General features: G+C 73.3%; 16 protein-coding genes. 14 read left to right on the forward strand and 2 right to left on the reverse strand.

The features are described from left to right. Positions 1-3 precede the first annotated feature (3 nt). Genes AMY39116_RS0309435 through AMY39116_RS0309455 form a run of 5 tightly spaced genes read left to right on the forward strand, consistent with a single transcriptional unit; the run spans position 4 to position 5,183 of the window. Positions 4-1,290, forward strand: a complete 1,287-nt coding sequence (locus AMY39116_RS0309435) for a membrane protein (protein WP_020417443.1) — start codon at positions 4-6, stop codon at positions 1,288-1,290. Further along, on the forward strand, positions 1,287-2,144 hold the full coding sequence (locus tag AMY39116_RS0309440) for a glycosyltransferase family 2 protein (RefSeq protein WP_020417444.1): 858 nt from the start codon (positions 1,287-1,289) through the stop codon (positions 2,142-2,144). Before AMY39116_RS0309435 ends, AMY39116_RS0309440 begins: the two co-directional genes overlap by 4 nt. Beyond that, positions 2,141-3,319, forward strand: a complete 1,179-nt coding sequence (locus AMY39116_RS0309445; protein ID WP_020417445.1) for a polysaccharide pyruvyl transferase family protein — start codon at positions 2,141-2,143, stop codon at positions 3,317-3,319. Before AMY39116_RS0309440 ends, AMY39116_RS0309445 begins: the two co-directional genes overlap by 4 nt. Then, positions 3,316-3,864, forward strand: coding sequence for a dTDP-4-dehydrorhamnose 3,5-epimerase family protein (locus AMY39116_RS0309450; RefSeq protein ID WP_020417446.1), 549 nt, complete (start codon positions 3,316-3,318; stop codon positions 3,862-3,864). Before AMY39116_RS0309445 ends, AMY39116_RS0309450 begins: the two co-directional genes overlap by 4 nt. Before the next feature lie 5 nt (positions 3,865-3,869). After that, complete coding sequence (locus tag AMY39116_RS0309455) at positions 3,870-5,183, forward strand: glutamate-1-semialdehyde 2,1-aminomutase (protein ID WP_020417447.1); 1,314 nt, start codon at positions 3,870-3,872, stop codon at positions 5,181-5,183. On the opposite strand, the gene AMY39116_RS0309460 is transcribed toward AMY39116_RS0309455, so the two are convergent. After that, on the reverse strand, positions 5,155-5,823 hold the full coding sequence (locus AMY39116_RS0309460; RefSeq protein ID WP_020417448.1) for a phosphatase PAP2 family protein: 669 nt from the start codon (positions 5,821-5,823) through the stop codon (positions 5,155-5,157). The two genes, AMY39116_RS0309455 and AMY39116_RS0309460, sit on opposite strands and share 29 nt — an antisense overlap. 98 nt (positions 5,824-5,921) lie before the next feature. On the opposite strand from AMY39116_RS0309460, the gene AMY39116_RS0309465 reads away from it, so the two are divergent. From AMY39116_RS0309465 to AMY39116_RS0309480, 4 genes are read left to right on the forward strand one after another with little or no spacing between them, the layout of a single operon-like run. Next, on the forward strand, positions 5,922-6,173 hold the full coding sequence (locus AMY39116_RS0309465; protein WP_020417449.1) for a PqqD family protein: 252 nt from the start codon (positions 5,922-5,924) through the stop codon (positions 6,171-6,173). A gap of 22 nt (positions 6,174-6,195) precedes the next feature. Then, entirely contained in the window at positions 6,196-7,266 is a 1,071-nt protein-coding gene (locus AMY39116_RS0309470; RefSeq protein WP_020417450.1) for an asparagine synthase-related protein, read from the forward strand. Next, positions 7,263-7,673 carry a lasso peptide biosynthesis B2 protein gene (locus tag AMY39116_RS0309475; protein ID WP_235716089.1) on the forward strand — a complete coding sequence of 137 codons (411 nt, stop codon included), beginning with the start codon at positions 7,263-7,265 and terminating at the stop codon, positions 7,671-7,673. The genes AMY39116_RS0309470 and AMY39116_RS0309475 overlap by 4 nt, the downstream gene beginning before the upstream one ends. A gap of 5 nt (positions 7,674-7,678) precedes the next feature. Beyond that, positions 7,679-8,596 carry a hypothetical protein gene (locus AMY39116_RS0309480; protein ID WP_039791374.1) on the forward strand — a complete coding sequence of 306 codons (918 nt, stop codon included), beginning with the start codon at positions 7,679-7,681 and terminating at the stop codon, positions 8,594-8,596. Here AMY39116_RS0309480 and AMY39116_RS0309485 read toward each other — a convergent pair. After that, entirely contained in the window at positions 8,579-10,357 is a 1,779-nt protein-coding gene (locus tag AMY39116_RS0309485; protein WP_020417453.1) for an ABC transporter ATP-binding protein, read from the reverse strand. The genes AMY39116_RS0309480 and AMY39116_RS0309485 overlap by 18 nt on opposite strands. 168 nt (positions 10,358-10,525) lie before the next feature. Between AMY39116_RS0309485 and AMY39116_RS46010 the strand changes: the two genes are divergently transcribed. The 5 genes from AMY39116_RS46010 to AMY39116_RS0309515 all read left to right on the forward strand — a co-directional run bounded on the left by AMY39116_RS46010 (position 10,526) and on the right by AMY39116_RS0309515 (position 14,229). Beyond that, a complete protein-coding gene (locus tag AMY39116_RS46010) occupies positions 10,526-10,663 on the forward strand; it encodes a lasso RiPP family leader peptide-containing protein (protein WP_020417455.1) in 138 nt (45 codons plus the stop codon). A gap of 44 nt (positions 10,664-10,707) precedes the next feature. After that, complete coding sequence (locus AMY39116_RS46785) at positions 10,708-10,848, forward strand: hypothetical protein (protein ID WP_017986482.1); 141 nt, start codon at positions 10,708-10,710, stop codon at positions 10,846-10,848. Positions 10,849-10,951: 103 nt separating this feature from the next. Further along, positions 10,952-12,067, forward strand: a complete 1,116-nt coding sequence (locus tag AMY39116_RS0309505) for an asparagine synthase-related protein (protein ID WP_020417456.1) — start codon at positions 10,952-10,954, stop codon at positions 12,065-12,067. Positions 12,068-12,454: 387 nt separating this feature from the next. Then, positions 12,455-13,306: a helix-turn-helix transcriptional regulator gene (locus tag AMY39116_RS0309510; protein WP_020417457.1), complete on the forward strand. Its 852-nt coding sequence runs from the start codon at positions 12,455-12,457 to the stop codon at positions 13,304-13,306. Next, positions 13,303-14,229: a hypothetical protein gene (locus AMY39116_RS0309515; protein ID WP_020417458.1), complete on the forward strand. Its 927-nt coding sequence runs from the start codon at positions 13,303-13,305 to the stop codon at positions 14,227-14,229. The genes AMY39116_RS0309510 and AMY39116_RS0309515 overlap by 4 nt, the downstream gene beginning before the upstream one ends. Positions 14,230-14,232 lie beyond the last annotated feature (3 nt).

Consider the following 14,232-nt stretch of genomic DNA (forward strand, 5'->3'; position numbering starts at 1 on the left):
CGCATGACCACCACCGGCCGCCACCGCAAACCCGCCGCGAAGCCCTCCGGGCTGCGCGCGATGGCCGGGCGGCTGTCTTGGGGCCTCGGCGACCAGGCCGTGTCGAGCCTGACGAACTTCGCCGTCGGCATCTACGTCGCGCGCGAGCTGGGCGTCACCGCGTTCGGCATCTTCAGCCTCGCCTGGGTCACCTACGGCGTGCTGATCAACATCTCGCGTGGCCTGGCGACCGATCCGCTGATCGTGCGCTTCAGCGGCGTGGACACCGGCGTGTGGCGGGCGGCGGTGGCCCGGTCGTCGGCGACCGCGCTGGCCGTGGGCGCGCTGGCCGGCCTGCTGAGCGTGGTGTTCGGGATCGTGGTGGGTGGGAGCCTCGGGCCCGCGTTCGTCGCGCTCGGCGTCATCCTGCCCGCGCTGCTGCTGCAGGACAGCTGGCGGTTCGCGTTCTTCGCCTCCGGCGAGGGGCGCAAGGCGTTCGTCAACGACGCCCTGTGGGGCGTCGCGATGATCCCCGCGATGGTGCTGGCCGACCTGCACGGCAGCGTCGTCGCGTTCCTGCTGGCCTGGGGCGGCGCGGCCGCGGTCGCCGCAGGCTACGGCTACCTGCAGACGGGTCTTCGGCCGAGCCTCGACGGGGTGCGGTCGTGGCTGCACGACCAGCGTGACCTCGGCCCGCGCTACCTGGTGGAGAACGTCAGCAACAGCGGTGGCTCGCAGATCCGCATGTACGGCCTCGGCGCGATCGCCGGGGTGGCGGCGGTCGGCACCGTGCGCGGCGGGGAGCTGCTGCTCGGGCCGTTCGTCGCGGTCCTGATGGGACTGGCGTTCGTCGCGGTGCCCGAGGCCGCCAGGGTGGTGCGCCGCAACTTGCGGCGGCTGCCGACGTTCGCCCTGCTCCTCGGCGGGAGCCAGGCGCTCGGCGCGCTGCTGTGGGGCGGCGCGCTGCTGCTCGTCCTGAACGACCGGCTCGGCGAGCTCGTGCTCGGCGACGTCTGGCACACCGCCGAGGCGCTGATCATCCCGGCCACCCTGTCCGTCTTCAACGCGAGCTTCATCGGCGGCGCCGCGACCGGCCTGCGGGCGCTCGGCGCGGCCAAGCGCAGCATGCGGTGCCAGCTCGTCGCGTCCGCGCTCTACGTGATCGGCGGCCTGACCGGCGCGGCGATCGGCGGCGCCGTCGGGTCCGGCTGGGGCGTCGCGTGCGCCACCTTCGCCGGCGCGTTCGTGTGGTGGAGCCAGTTGCACGTCGCCGTCCGCGAGCACGTTCCCGAGGAAGCGAGGACCCCATGACGACCGCACCGAGGCTGAGCATCGGCCTGCCCGTCTACAACGGGGAGAACTACGTCGCCGAAGCCATCGACAACCTGCTCGCCCAGACCTTCACCGACTTCGAGCTGATCATCTCCGACAACGCCTCCACCGACGGCACCCAGGAGATCTGCGAGAAGTACGCCGCGAAGGACGAGCGGATCCGCTACCTGCGGCAGCCGCGCAACATCGGCGCCGCGCCCAACCACAACTTCGTGGTGCAGGCCGCGCGGGGTGAGTTCGTCAAGTGGGCGGCGCACGACGACCTGTTCGCGCCGGAGCTGCTGGCGAAGTGCGTCCAGGCGCTCGACCGGCACCCGGAAGCGGTGCTCGCGCACTCGTACATGGCGATCGTGGACGAGCGGGGCGAGGTCATCGAGAACTACGACTACGGCCTGGACACCGATTCGCCGGACGCGGCGGTCCGGTTCCGCAGCCTGATGTTCACCGAGGGCGGCGACGACTTCTACGGCGTGATCCGCACCTCGGTGATGCGGCGGATCGCGCCGCACGACAGCTACCACAACGCCGGACGGAAGCTGGTCGGCGAGCTCGCCCTGCACGGCACGTTCGTGCAGGTCCCGGAGGTCATGTTCTTCCGCCGCGAGCACCCCGGCCGCGGCGACAACCTGGGCTCGGTGCAGAAGGTGTGCGCGAACCTGGACCCGCGCCGGACGGGGCAGTCGAAGGCGCGGCTGTTCGCCGAGTACCTGGCCGGGTACGTCACCGCGATCCGCCGCGCGCCGTTGTCGTCGAGCGAGCGGATGCGCTGCTACGGCGTCCTCGGCGAGTGGCTCGGCGGCAAGCCGCTGCGGAAGGTGGGTCTGCTTTCGTGACGCGCATCGGGTTCTTCGGCATCCTCGGTTCGGGCAACCTGGGCAACGACGGATCGCTCGACGCCGTATTGAGTTACGTGCGAGAGCGATATCCGAACGCCGAGCTGGGCTTCCTGGCGATGGGCCCCGAGCAGCTCACCGCGCGGTACGGCGCGCCGGCGACGCACCTGCAGTGGTACGAGCCGCACGCGGGTGACGCGACCGGGCTGCCGGCCGCGGGGCTGAAGGTGCTCGGCAAGCTGCTGGACCCGTTCCGGACCTGGGCCTGGGTGCGGAACTACGACGTGGTGATCGTGCCCGGAATGGGCGTGCTGGAGGCCACGCTGCCGCTGCGGCCGTGGGCGCTGCCATACTCGCTGTTCTGGCTCGGCGTCACCGCGCGGCTCACCGGGACCCGGGTCGCGCTCGTCAGCGTCGGCGCCGACGTGGTGCGCAAACGCGCCACCCGGTGGGTCATCACGCGCGCCGCGCGGCTGGCGCACTACCGCTCCTACCGGGACGAGCACTCGCGCCAGGCCATGGCGCGCATGGGCGTCGACGTGAGTTCGGACGCCGTCTTCCCCGACCTCGCGTTCGGGCTGGCCGATCCGGAGCCGCGGCCCTCGACCGGCGCCGTCGGGGTCGGGGTGATGGCCTTCCGCGGCGGCAACGACGACCGGGCCCGCGCGGACGAGATCAACCGCGCCTACCTGGACACCGTGAAGCGGTTCGTGCGGCTGCTGGCCGACGAGGGCCGTCCGATCCGGTTGTTCACCGGCGACGTCGCCGACGACGAGGTGCTCGCGGAGGTCATCGCCGCCGCGCCGGGCGCGGACATCACCGCCGAGCCGCTGACCTCGCTGCAGGACCTCATGCGTCAGATGGCCGAGGTCGACGTCGTGGTCGCCACCCGCTACCACAACGTGTTGTGCGCGCTGAAGACCGCGAAGCCGACGCTCTCGCTGGGCTACGCGCGCAAGAACGACATGCTGATGTCGGCGATGGGCCTGGGCGAGTTCTGCCAGTCCGCGCGGGAGCCCGAGTTCGACCGGCTCGTGGCGCAGTTCCGCGAACTGGAGGACCGGCGCGAGGAGCTGACCGCGATCCTCAAGGAACGCAATCGTGTGATGAGCGAGCGGCTGGAGCGCCAGTTCGCCATCATGTCCGAATCCGTCGTCGAAGGGAGCCGGACGTGAAGGCCGTTCCGGTAGCCGGCATCGCCGGGGCCTGGTTGTTCGAACCGACACCGCACGTGGACGCGCGCGGGTTCTTCTCGCGCACGTTCGACCGCGAGGTCGTCGCGTCCGTCGGCATCGACCCGGACGGCTTCGCGCAGGACAGCCTGTCCCGGTCGGTCAAGGGCGTGATCCGCGGCATGCACCTGCGCTCCGGCGCCGGCGAGTCCAAACTGGTCCGCTGCTCCTACGGCGAGGTGTTCGACGTCGTGGTCGACCTGCGGCCGGACTCGCCGACCTTCCGCAACACCGAGTACTTCCGGCTCTCCGGCGACACCCAGGTCACCGTGTACGTGCCGGCCGGCTGCGCGCACGGCTTCCAGGCGCTCACCGAGCCCGCCGACGTCTCCTACCGCATCGACCGGCCGCACGACCCGTCCGAGGACGTCACCATCGCCTTCGACGACCCCGACCTGGCCATCCCGTGGCCGCTGCCGGTGACCCTGACCTCCGACCGCGACCGAAGCGCGCCCTCGCTCGCCGAAGTCCTGAGAACCCTGAGGTGACAGTCATGGACGCGCAGATCCTGCCCCGCTCCACCGAGGTCAACGAGCGCCTGCACCAGCTCGTCCCCGGCGGCGCGCACACCTACGCCAAGGGGGAGGACCAGTACCCCGAAGGGCTGGCGCCGGTGATTTCACACGGCCGCGGCGCGCACGTGTGGGACATCGACGGCAACTCCTACATCGAGTACGGCTCCGGCCTGCGCTCGGTGAGCCTCGGGCACGCCCACCCGCGGGTGGTCGAGGCCGTGCGGCGCGAGCTGGACCGCGGCAGCAACTTCGTGCGGCCGTCCGTCGTCGAGCTGTCCGCGGCGGAGAAGTTCCTGGCGACCGTGCCGACCGCGGAGATGGTCAAGTTCGCCAAGAACGGCTCGGACGTCACCACCGCGGCGGTGCGGCTGGCGCGCGCGGCGACCGGGCGACCGGTGGTCGCGATCTGCGCCGACCACCCGTTCTTCTCCACCGACGACTGGTTCATCGGCACCACCGGCATGCCGGCCGGGATCCCGCCGCAGATCACCGGCCTGACCGTGCGCTTCCCGTACGGCGACCTGGCCGCGACCGAAGAGATCCTGCGCAACCACGACGTCGCCTGCCTGATCATGGAGGCCGCGACCGGGGTCGAGCCGCAGCCGGGGTACCTGGAGGGGATGCGCGCGCTGGCCGACCGGTACGGCGTGGTGCTGGTCTTCGACGAGATGATCACCGGTTTCCGCTGGTCGGAGGCGGGCGCGCAGGGCTACTACGGGGTGACGCCGGACCTGTCCACGTTCGGCAAGGCGCTGGGCAACGGGTTCGCGGTGTCCGCGCTGGCCGGCAAGCGGGAGCTGATGGAGCTGGGCGGGCTGCGGCACTCGCGCGAGCGGGTGTTCCTGCTGTCCACCACGCACGGCGCGGAGACGCACTCGCTGGCCGCCGCCATGGCCGTGATGGACACCTACGTCGAGGAGGGCATCTCGGCCCGGCTGCACGCACTCGGCGAGCGGCTCGCGTCCGGCGTCCGGGACGTGGCGGCGGCGATGGGCGTCGGCGAGCACGTCGTGGTGCGCGGCCGGGCGAGCAACCTGGTGTTCGGCACGCTCGACGAGCAGCTGCGGCCGTCCCAGCCGTACCGGACGCTGTTCCTGCGCCAGCTGGTCGCCGGTGGCGTGCTCGGGCCGTCGTTCGTGGTGAGCAGCGCGCTGACCGAGGCCGACATCGACCGGACGGTGGACGTGGTGGCGCAGGCCTGCGCCGTCTACCGGAAGGCGCTGGACGTCGAGGACCCGACGCCGTGGATCGGCGGCCGGTCGGTCAAGCCGGTGTTCCGGCCCTACGCCTGACGCGGTCGAGGAGCCACGCCGTCACGGGCACGACGACGAGCGCGACGCAGAAGCCGCCGAGCGTGTCCGTCGGGTAGTGCACGACCATGCCGAACTGCGCCCAGGCCTCGGCGGCGCCCGCGGTGACCGCGGCGTAGAGCACCACCGCCGTGGCCGCGGGCGGGCGCAGCCGCAGCCGGTCGGCCAGGACGAACGCGAACACCAGGACCATCGCGGTCACCACCGCGGTGTGCCCGCTGGGGAACGACAGGTGCGGGCCGTTGATCGTCCGCCCCACCACGGGTTTCAGCAGCGTCGTCACGGCCACCGACAGACCGGGCCCGAGCACGGCGAGCAGCGCGGTGCGCCGGTGCCCGAGCACCAGGCACAGCGTGACCAGCGCGGCCACCAGCAGGCCCGCGCCCGCCGGTTCGCCAGCGAAGTCCAGGCCCTTGGCGGTCACCCGCTGCGCCGACGGGTACGGGATCGCGCCGCCAGAGGCGTCCAGGATCCAGCGGTCGAGAGCGCTCGCCGAGCCGGCGCCCGCGACGCGGACGGCCAGCACCGCGACGGTCACCGCGGCCGGGATCGCGAGCACCAGCAGCGGGCGCCGCACGGCGTCGGGCAGGGCGGTTCGCGTGGGCAGCACGGCGGTGGTCACCGTTGGGAGTCGGTCCCGCGGCGGGGTTCGTTTCGCCGTAACGGGGGAATGATCATCGGCGACTGGCAGGTGAAGCCGCCAGTTCCGGGAGGGCCGCCATGCGCGTACGGGCATCCGACATCTCGGCTCGCACCATCGGTGACGAGACGATCGTGCTCAGCCTGTCGACCTCGAAGTACTTCACCATCACCGGTGTCGGCACGCGACTGTTCGAACTGCTCGCCGAGGACCGCTCGCTCGACGACCTGGTCGGCGCGATCACCAGCGAGTACGACATCGACGCGGACACCGCGCGCCGCGACATCGAGGCGTTCCTCGGCCGGCTCCGCGATGCCCAGCTCCTCCACTGAGGCGCCGCCGCGACTGTCTACAATGGACGTCGCGGTGGGACGCCCGCTCGGATCCGCGCCGTTCCCGCTCGGCTCGCCGATGGACCCGGTGCTCGCGCTGCGGAACGCGTTGCGCCCCGCGTTGCTGCGTGAGCCGTGCGTCATCGCCTTCTCCGGTGGGCGGGACTCCTCGGTGCTGCTGGCGGTCGCCGCGGACCTCGCCGCGCGCGAAGGGCTCGCGCCGCCGATCGCGCTCACCTTCCGCTACCCTGGCGACCCGGCCGCGGACGAGTCGGCCTGGCAGGAGTCGGTGATCCGGCACGTCGGCGTCGAAAGCTGGGTGCGCCGCGACATCGGCGACGAGCTGGACCTGATCGGGCCGCTCGTGCAGCCGGTGCTGCGTGCCCGCGGCCCGGTCTACCCGGCCGCGCTGGGCAACACGGTGCTGCTCGCGTCGCACGCGCCCGGCGGCAGCCTGGTGACCGGCAACGCCGGGGACGAGGTGCTCGGCGGGCACCGGCTCGGGACCCTGCGCGCGGTGGCGCGCCGTCGCGGCCGCGGGATGACCGGGGCGGACTGGGCGCGGTTCGCGGTGTGCGCGGCGCCCGGGTTCGCCCGCCGCGAGGTGGCCCGCCGGTCCGTCCCGATGCCGTGGCTGCGGCCGGACCTGCGGCGCGTGGTCTGGCGCGAGGCCGCGGACCGCCCGTTGCGGTGGGAGACCAGCGTGCGGACCGCCCTGGCGACCCGGGCCTACGCGGTGGGTTTCCGGACGCGGGCCGACGCCGCGGCGGAGTACGACTGCGAGCTGGTCGAGCCGTTCGCCGACCCGTCGTTCGTGGCGTCCTACGCGGCCGGGCGGCCGATGACCCGCGCGGCGGGCACCCGGCTGGTCGCGGACGGGCTGCTGCCGGAGGCGGTTCTCCAGCGGCGGGACAAGGCGCGGTTCAACGCGTCCCGGTTCGGGCCGCGGTCGCGGGAGTTCGCGCGGAACTGGGACGGCAGCGGCGTCGACGGCTCGCTGGTCGACCCGGACGCGCTGCGGGCCGCGTGGCTCGCCGACGAGCCGCCCGCGTCCACGGCGATGCTGCTGCAACAGGCCTGGCTGGCGACATGAGGAGGCGGCGGCTGGCGTGGGAGGTGCTGCGGGCGCTCCCGCCGATGGTGCGGATCGAGCTCAGCCTGCGGCGCGCCGACCTGCGGGAGACCTGCCGTCGCCTCGGTGTGCGGTGCGACCTGACCAGCGCCGCGCCGCCCGCAGACGAGTCGCCCGTGCTGCCGCGGTGGTCGCGCGCGCCGATCCGGGCCTCGTACTTCGTGGTGTCGCGGTGGCCCGCCGGGGACACCTGCCTGCGGCAGTGCCTGCTGATCGGCCACCGGTTGCGGGCACTGGAGCCGGTGCTGCGGATCGGCGTGCGGCGCGAGGCGGACGGCCGGTTCTCCGCGCACTCCTGGCTGGAGATCGACGGCAAGGCGCTCGACCCCACGGCGGGTCGGTACGCGGTACTCGGATCGGCGGGGTGACCACGATGGACTTCACGTACCGGGCGCACGGGCTGACCGTGTGGAGCGACGTCGAGCTGGCGCTGCCCGCCGGGGACGGCGGCGAGCCGGACCTGGTGCTGCGGCGGGGCGCCGACCGGGAGGTGCCACGCGCGGAGCTGCCCGGGCGGTGTCTGGCCGAGCTGGCGAAACCGGACGGGCGGGTGTTCTACACGCTCGCCACGGACGGCGACCGGACGGTGCTGCGGTATCCGGGACTGTGCGAGTTCGCCGGCGATCCGTTGCTGCGTGAGGTGACCTACCACCTGGACCCGGCGGCCGACCACGGGTTGCTGACCGTGCTCGCGACGGGCGCGCTGCTGGCCGTGCACCTGACGCTGAACTCGCACCTCGTGCTGCACGCGAGCGCGGTGCGCGTGGACGGGCGGGCCCTGGCGTTCGTGGGCGCGTCCGGGATGGGGAAGTCCACGCTGGCCGCGGCCCTGTGCGGGCACGGGTGCGATCTGGTGGCCGACGACGTGCTGCGGGTGGACCCCGGCGGGCTCGTGCACCCGGGGAGCACGGAGAACCGGCTGCGCATGGCGGCGCGGGGCCTCGCGGACGGAGCGGCCGCGGCGGACGTGCGGCCGACCGCGGACGGGCGGCTGGCCCTGCGGTCGCCGGTGACCGCGGACGCGTTGCCGCTGGCGGCGTGCGTGATCCCGCGGCCGAGCCGGTCCGCTGTGGACGTTTCCGTCGAGCGGCTCACCGGGACGCGGGCGTTCCTGCGGATGAGCCAGTTCCCGCGCGTGCTCGGCTGGCGCGATCCGGCCGTGATGGACTTCGCGTTCCAGGGGCTGGCCGACCTGGTCGCGCAGGTCCCGGTGTTCGAGGCGACCGTGCCGTGGGGACCGCCGTTCCGCGACGAGGTGCTCACGGACCTGCTGTCAGCGGTAAGCAGCTGACTGGAGCCGGTACAGCTCGGCGTACTGGCCGGCGCGTGCCATCAGCTCGTCGTGCGTGCCGCACTCCACCACGCGGCCCGCGTCCAGCACGTAGATCCGGTCGGCCATGCGGGTGCTGGAAAAGCGGTGCGAGATCAGCAGCGCGGCGCGTCCGCCCAGCATCGCGCGGACGTCGGTGAACAGCTCGTGCTCCGCGCGCGGGTCGAGCGCCGCGGCGGGTTCGTCCAGCACCACCAGCGACGTGTCCCGGTAGAGCGCCCGCGCCAGCGCCACCCGCTGCCACTGCCCGCCGGACAGGTCGAAACCCTCGTCCAGGTCCCGGCCGAGCATCGTGTCCAGGCCGTGCGGCAGCTCGCGCGTCACCCCGAGGACACCCGCGCGCCGGGCCGCGTCGTGCACCGACTCCTCGTCGCCCGGCCGGTCGCCGTCGCTGATCGTGATGTTGTCGCGCAGCGTCATCTGGTACCGCACGAAGTCCTGGAAGATCACCGTGACCGAGGCGCGGATGTCGGCGGGCGGGGCGTCGGCGCCGTCCCAGCGGCGGGTGCCGAGGTCCGGGTCGTACAGTCCGGCGACGATCTTGGCCAGCGTCGTCTTGCCGGACCCGTTCTCGCCGACCAGCGCGACCACCTCGCCCGCGCCGATCTCGATGTCCACCGCGTCGACCGCGGGCCGCTCCTGCTCGGGGTAGCGGAAGCTGATGTCCCGCAACACGACTCCCTGCCGCAGCGGCCGCTTCTCCCCGGCCGCGGGCGACGGCGGGGCGGACGCGACGAACCGCTCCAGGTCGGCCAGGAACGGCGCCGATTCGAGCAGCCCGCCGATCGAGGTGAACAGCGTGCCGAGCTGGCTGCTCAGCAACCGCACCGCGATCGCGGCGGCGCCCGCGGCGGGCAGGTCGATCCGGCCGCTGCGCACCAGGCCGATGATCGCCAGCAGCGCGGCCGTCAGCGACAGCGCGACGCCGATCGTGGTGAGACCGGCGATCAGCTGCCGCCGCCGGACCTGTTGCCGCAGCTGGACGTTGATGCCGGCGTTCAGCTCGCGGTGGCGCTCCCGCAGCGGCTTCGTCGAGTGGAACGCACGCAGCTCCGCCGCGTACGGGCGCTGGGTGAGCAGCTGCCGCAGGTAGTTGCGGCGGCGGAACAGCGGGGTCAGCCGGTGGGCGAACGCGAACTCGGTGCGGCTGGCCCACCGCGCGAGCAGCACCGCGGGCAGCCCGGCGGCGAGCAGGATCGGCACCAGCAGCGGTTCGACGCCGATCAGCACCGCCGACATCGTGACCACGCCCAGCAGGCTGCCGGTCAGGCCGAGCAGCGCGGTGGTCACCGCGAACGGGCGGGTGAGCGCGTTCTGCTGGACGCGCTCCAGCGACGTGGCGAAGCCGGCGGACTCGTAGGTCACCAGGTCCGCGCGCGCCGTGGTGTCCAGCACCCTGTCCCACACCCGCTGCGACACGCGCTCGCCGAGCAGCCGGTGCTGCTGGGTCTGCAGGGCGCCGACCGAACCGGTCAGCGCCGTCATCAACGCCAGCGCCAGCAATGAAACGGTGAGGCCGAAGCGCGCGCGCTCCGGTTGCAGCAACGCGTCGAAGGTCAGTTTGCTCGCCGCGACCACGCCGAGCGCACCGACGGCGCCGATGATTTGGTAGACCGCCGCCGTCACGGTGCCGAACCGGTCGGCCGCCGCGACCTCGCGCGCCGCGGCCGCGATCAGCCGTGGCGTGGCCGCCGAAGCCCGCGCGATGCGTGTGATCCCCACCGTCGAATCGTACCGCCGGGAAAACGTATTCCAGGAATTGTCCCGGTACCGGTTGGACAACGTCACCAGCACATTCGGCGAGTGGTTGTAACGGCCTGCCGCATTCAGGCGAATCCCGGTCGAGGTCCTTGGGCTCTGTCACGTCGACGATTAACGGAAAGGAGTGACATGAAGAAAGAGTACGCCGCCCCCGGCATCGAGGACATCGGCTCGTTGTCCGAGCTCACGCTCGGTCAGTCGTCGGGAAGCCGGCTCGACGCCGATTTCGCCGCGGGCACCCTCTTCGGAGATCTGACGTTTTCGTGACCCCGGTTTTCCCGTTCCTGCCAGTGGCGGGGGGAGGTGAACACATGCGCGAGCCCTACACGACCCCGGAAATCACCCTGTTGGGTTCGGTGACGGACTTGACACAGGCGAACCTGTTTGGTTCTTCGCCGGACAACCTCACGTGGGCGATCCCGATTCTCGGCGACAACGACGCCTACTCGTGATGCGTTGCCCGGTCACGGGGCCGGCGGTCGCCCGCCGGTCCCGTGACCACCTGTCCCCGTCCGCCGACTGTCCGGAAGTGAGCACCCGGTGGCGCTGTACACAATGGACCGACTGGAGATCGCGGGTGGCTGGATCAACGGGTACGACCTCCTCCCGCTGCCGCTGGGCGATCCCGGCGAGCCGCGGCGGGTGCTGGACCGGATCCTGCTCGGCCACCTGAGCCGCACGCCGTGCCTGGTCGCCTTCTCCGGCGGCCGGGACTCCTCCGCGCTGCTGGCCGCGGCGGTGGCGCTGGCGCGGCGCGAAGGGCTGCCGCTGCCGGTGCCGATCACGTTGCGTTATCCGGCCGCGCCGGAGTCGGACGAGACCGCGTGGCAGGACGCCGTGCTCACGCACCTCGGGGTCACCGAACGGATCGTGCTGACCGTGGACGACGAGCACGACCCGGTCGGGCCCATCGCGACCGCGGTGCTGCGGCGGCACGGGCTGGTGTGGCCGCCGAACTTCGCGCCGACCTGGCGGATGATGGACGCGGCCCGCGGCGGGGTGCTGCTGACCGGCGAGGGCGGCGACGAGGTGTTCGGGCTGAAGCGGATCACGCCGTTGACGAAGGTGCTCAAGGCGCGGGGGCGGGTGCGGGCGAGCGTGTTCCCGGACGCGGTGCGCGCGCTGGCCCCGGCGCGGGTGCGGCGGCGGGCGGCGCTGCGCAACCGGCACCAGCGGCCGTGGCTGCGGCCTGCCGCGGCCGAGTTGCTCGCCGAACGGGACGCGGCGGACGCGGCGGCGTACGAGCTGCACGCCGGCCGCCACGCGTGGCAGTTCACGACGCGGCGGTGCGCGCGGCTGGGCTACCAGAGCGTGCGCGCGCTGGGGTCCGAACTGGACTGCCGGTACGTGCAGACGTTCGCGGAGCCCGACTTCGTGGCGGCGATCGCGCGGGCCGCCGGGTTCTGGGGGTGGAGCGGGCGGACGGCCACGATGCGCGACGTGTTCGGCGACCTGCTGCCCCGGGAGGTCCTGGAACGCACGACGAAGGCGACCTTCACCGGCGCGGTGTTCACGGAACGGACGAGGGCGTTCGCCCGGGAGTGGACCGGCCGCGGGGTGGACCACGACTTGGTGGACGCGCAGGCGCTGCGGGACGGATGGCTGTCGGCGAAGCCGCACGCGGCGTCGATGACGTTGCTGCAGCAGGCCTGGCTCGCGGCGGCTCGGTAGGTGGTTCGGCGGTGGGTTGCTGTGCGGGGCGGCGCGGTTTGGTGGGACGGTGGGGCGGCAGGGTTGGCTGGCGGCGGTCCGGTAGGTGGTGCCCGCGGGTTGTTGTGCGGGGCGGCGCGGCTTGGCGGGACGGTGGGGCGGCAGGCTTGGCTGGCGGCGGCTCGGCAGGTGGTGCCCGCGGGTTGCTGCGCGGGGCCGCGTGCCATGACGGGACGGTGCTGCGGCAGGCCGGACTGGCCACCGCTCGGTAGGAGTCCGACGGTTCCTGGTTGTCGGCACTAGGCCGCGGATCGTGTCGCCGCCGCAGCGGGCGCGGCTGGCCACCGCCCGTTGGGTGGTATCCGCAAGTCCTGGTTGTCCCCACCCCACGCGGATCATGCTGGGCACGTGGAACGGAACGAACTCGCGGACTTCCTCCGGCGTCGCCGGGCGGTGCTCCAGCCTGGGGACGTCGGGGTGCCCGCCGGCGGGCGGCGCCGGACGCCGGGGCTCCGCCGCTTCGAGGTCGCCCAGCTCGCCGGCATGTCGCCGGACTACTACGCCCGCCTGGAGCAGGGCCGCGGCCCGCGACCATCAGTCTCCGTGCTCACCGCGCTGACCCGCGCCCTGCGGCTGACCGTCGACGAACGCGACCACCTCTTCCGGCTCGCCGGCCACCAGGCCCCGCCGCGCACCGACGGTGACGAGCACGTCAGCCGCGGCCTCCTCCGGCTCCTGGACGGGCTCACCGGCCTCCCCGCGCTGATCGCCACCGACCTGAACGTCGTGCTCGCCCAGAACGCCATGGCGGACGCGCTGCTCGGCGAGCAGACCCGCTTCCGGGGCCTGGCCCGCAGCTGCACCTACCGGTGGTTCACCGACCCGGCGATGCGCGAGCGCCACCCCGCCGAGGACCACGACCACGAAAGCCACGCGCAGGTCGAGGACCTGCGCGCGACCCTCGCGGCCCGCCCGAGCGATCCGGCGGCACGCGAACTGGTCGAGGCGCTCCGGGCGGAGAGCGCCGAGTTCGCCGGGCTCTGGGCCCGGCACGACGTCGCCGTCCGCCGCAGCGACCGCAAGCGCATCCGGCACCCGGTGATCGGGCTCGTCGAGCTGGACTTCGACGTGCTGGCCACGGCCCGCCAGGACCAGCGCTTGATCGTCTACTCGCCCGCGCCGGGCAGCGCCGCGGTGTCCCAGCTGGAGCTGCTGGCCGTGCTCGGCCAGGAGACCTTCACCACCGGAGGAGAAGCATGACGCCCCACCGGATCACCGCCCTCTTCGCCGCCACCCTGCTCGCCGCGGGTGTCCCGGCCACCGCGGACGCCGGCACCCGCCTGGCCGACGTTCGCGTCCTCGCCCACTTCGACCGGGCCGCGGGGCAGGCCGCCGAGAGCATCGCCCCGGAACCCGGCGGCGGTGCGGTCGTCGGCATGATCCCCGCCCGCCAGGTGGTGCGGGTCGCGCCGGACGGGACCGTCCGGGTGCTCGTCACGATGCCGCTCCCACCGGACGGCGGCGGCACCACGCCGGCCGTCGGGACCCCCGTGGTCACCGGGGTGGCCCGCTCGGACCGCGGCGACGTGTACTTCCTCTACTCCGCCGGACAGGGCGGGCTGACCGGGATCTGGCAGATTCGCGCCGGGACGCCACGGCTGGTCGTGCCGCTGCCCGCCGACACCATGCCGAACGCCCTGGTCATCGACGGCGACCGCTTCCTGGTGACCGATTCCGCGGGCGGGCGCATCTGGCGGGCGCCGCTGCGTGGTGGCGCGGCAACCGTGTGGTCGGCCGACCCGGCTCTGGCGCCCCACGGCTTCTTCGGCGTGAACGGCCTGAAGGTGCACGACGGCGCCGTGTGGGCGAGCAACTCCGACCGAGGCACGATCGTCCGCATCCCGCTGACCGGCGGCCCCGCCGAGGTCCGGGCCACCGGGCTCGCGGGCATCGACGACTTCGACTTCACCGGCCGCGGCGACGAGATCCTCGCGGCGATCAACCAGGACAGCAAGCTCGTGCGGGTGGCTCCGGACGGCGCCGCGGAGACCCTCCTCGACGCCGGGGACGGCATGCAGGGCACCACGGCCGTGGTGGTGCGGGGAAGCCGGGTCTACGTGACCAACGGCGCCAACCTGGTGGGCGACGACTCGAACCTGCTGGTCGCCCGGCTGCGGCGCTGACCC

Source organism: Amycolatopsis sp. ATCC 39116 (assembly GCF_000231075.2).
Classification (GTDB): Bacteria; Actinomycetota; Actinomycetes; order Mycobacteriales; family Pseudonocardiaceae; genus Amycolatopsis_E; species Amycolatopsis_E tucumanensis.

Excerpts from the sequence above, each read along its gene's own strand:
- AMY39116_RS0309435 (WP_020417443.1), top strand. The coding sequence starts at position 4 with ATGACCACCACCGGCCGCCACCGCAAACCCGCCGCGAAGCCCTCCGGG.
- AMY39116_RS0309480 (WP_039791374.1), top strand. The coding sequence starts at position 7,679 with ATGGACTTCACGTACCGGGCGCACGGGCTGACCGTGTGGAGCGACGTC.
- AMY39116_RS0309465 (WP_020417449.1), top strand. The coding sequence starts at position 5,922 with ATGCGCGTACGGGCATCCGACATCTCGGCTCGCACCATCGGTGACGAG.
- AMY39116_RS0309515 (WP_020417458.1), top strand. The coding sequence starts at position 13,303 with ATGACGCCCCACCGGATCACCGCCCTCTTCGCCGCCACCCTGCTCGCC.
- AMY39116_RS0309475 (WP_235716089.1), top strand. The coding sequence starts at position 7,263 with ATGAGGAGGCGGCGGCTGGCGTGGGAGGTGCTGCGGGCGCTCCCGCCG.
- AMY39116_RS46010 (WP_020417455.1), top strand. The coding sequence starts at position 10,526 with ATGAAGAAAGAGTACGCCGCCCCCGGCATCGAGGACATCGGCTCGTTG.
- AMY39116_RS0309440 (WP_020417444.1), top strand. The coding sequence starts at position 1,287 with ATGACGACCGCACCGAGGCTGAGCATCGGCCTGCCCGTCTACAACGGG.
- AMY39116_RS0309505 (WP_020417456.1), top strand. The coding sequence starts at position 10,952 with ATGGACCGACTGGAGATCGCGGGTGGCTGGATCAACGGGTACGACCTC.
- AMY39116_RS0309455 (WP_020417447.1), top strand. The coding sequence starts at position 3,870 with ATGGACGCGCAGATCCTGCCCCGCTCCACCGAGGTCAACGAGCGCCTG.
- AMY39116_RS0309470 (WP_020417450.1), top strand. The coding sequence starts at position 6,196 with ATGGACGTCGCGGTGGGACGCCCGCTCGGATCCGCGCCGTTCCCGCTC.
- AMY39116_RS46785 (WP_017986482.1), top strand. The coding sequence starts at position 10,708 with ATGCGCGAGCCCTACACGACCCCGGAAATCACCCTGTTGGGTTCGGTG.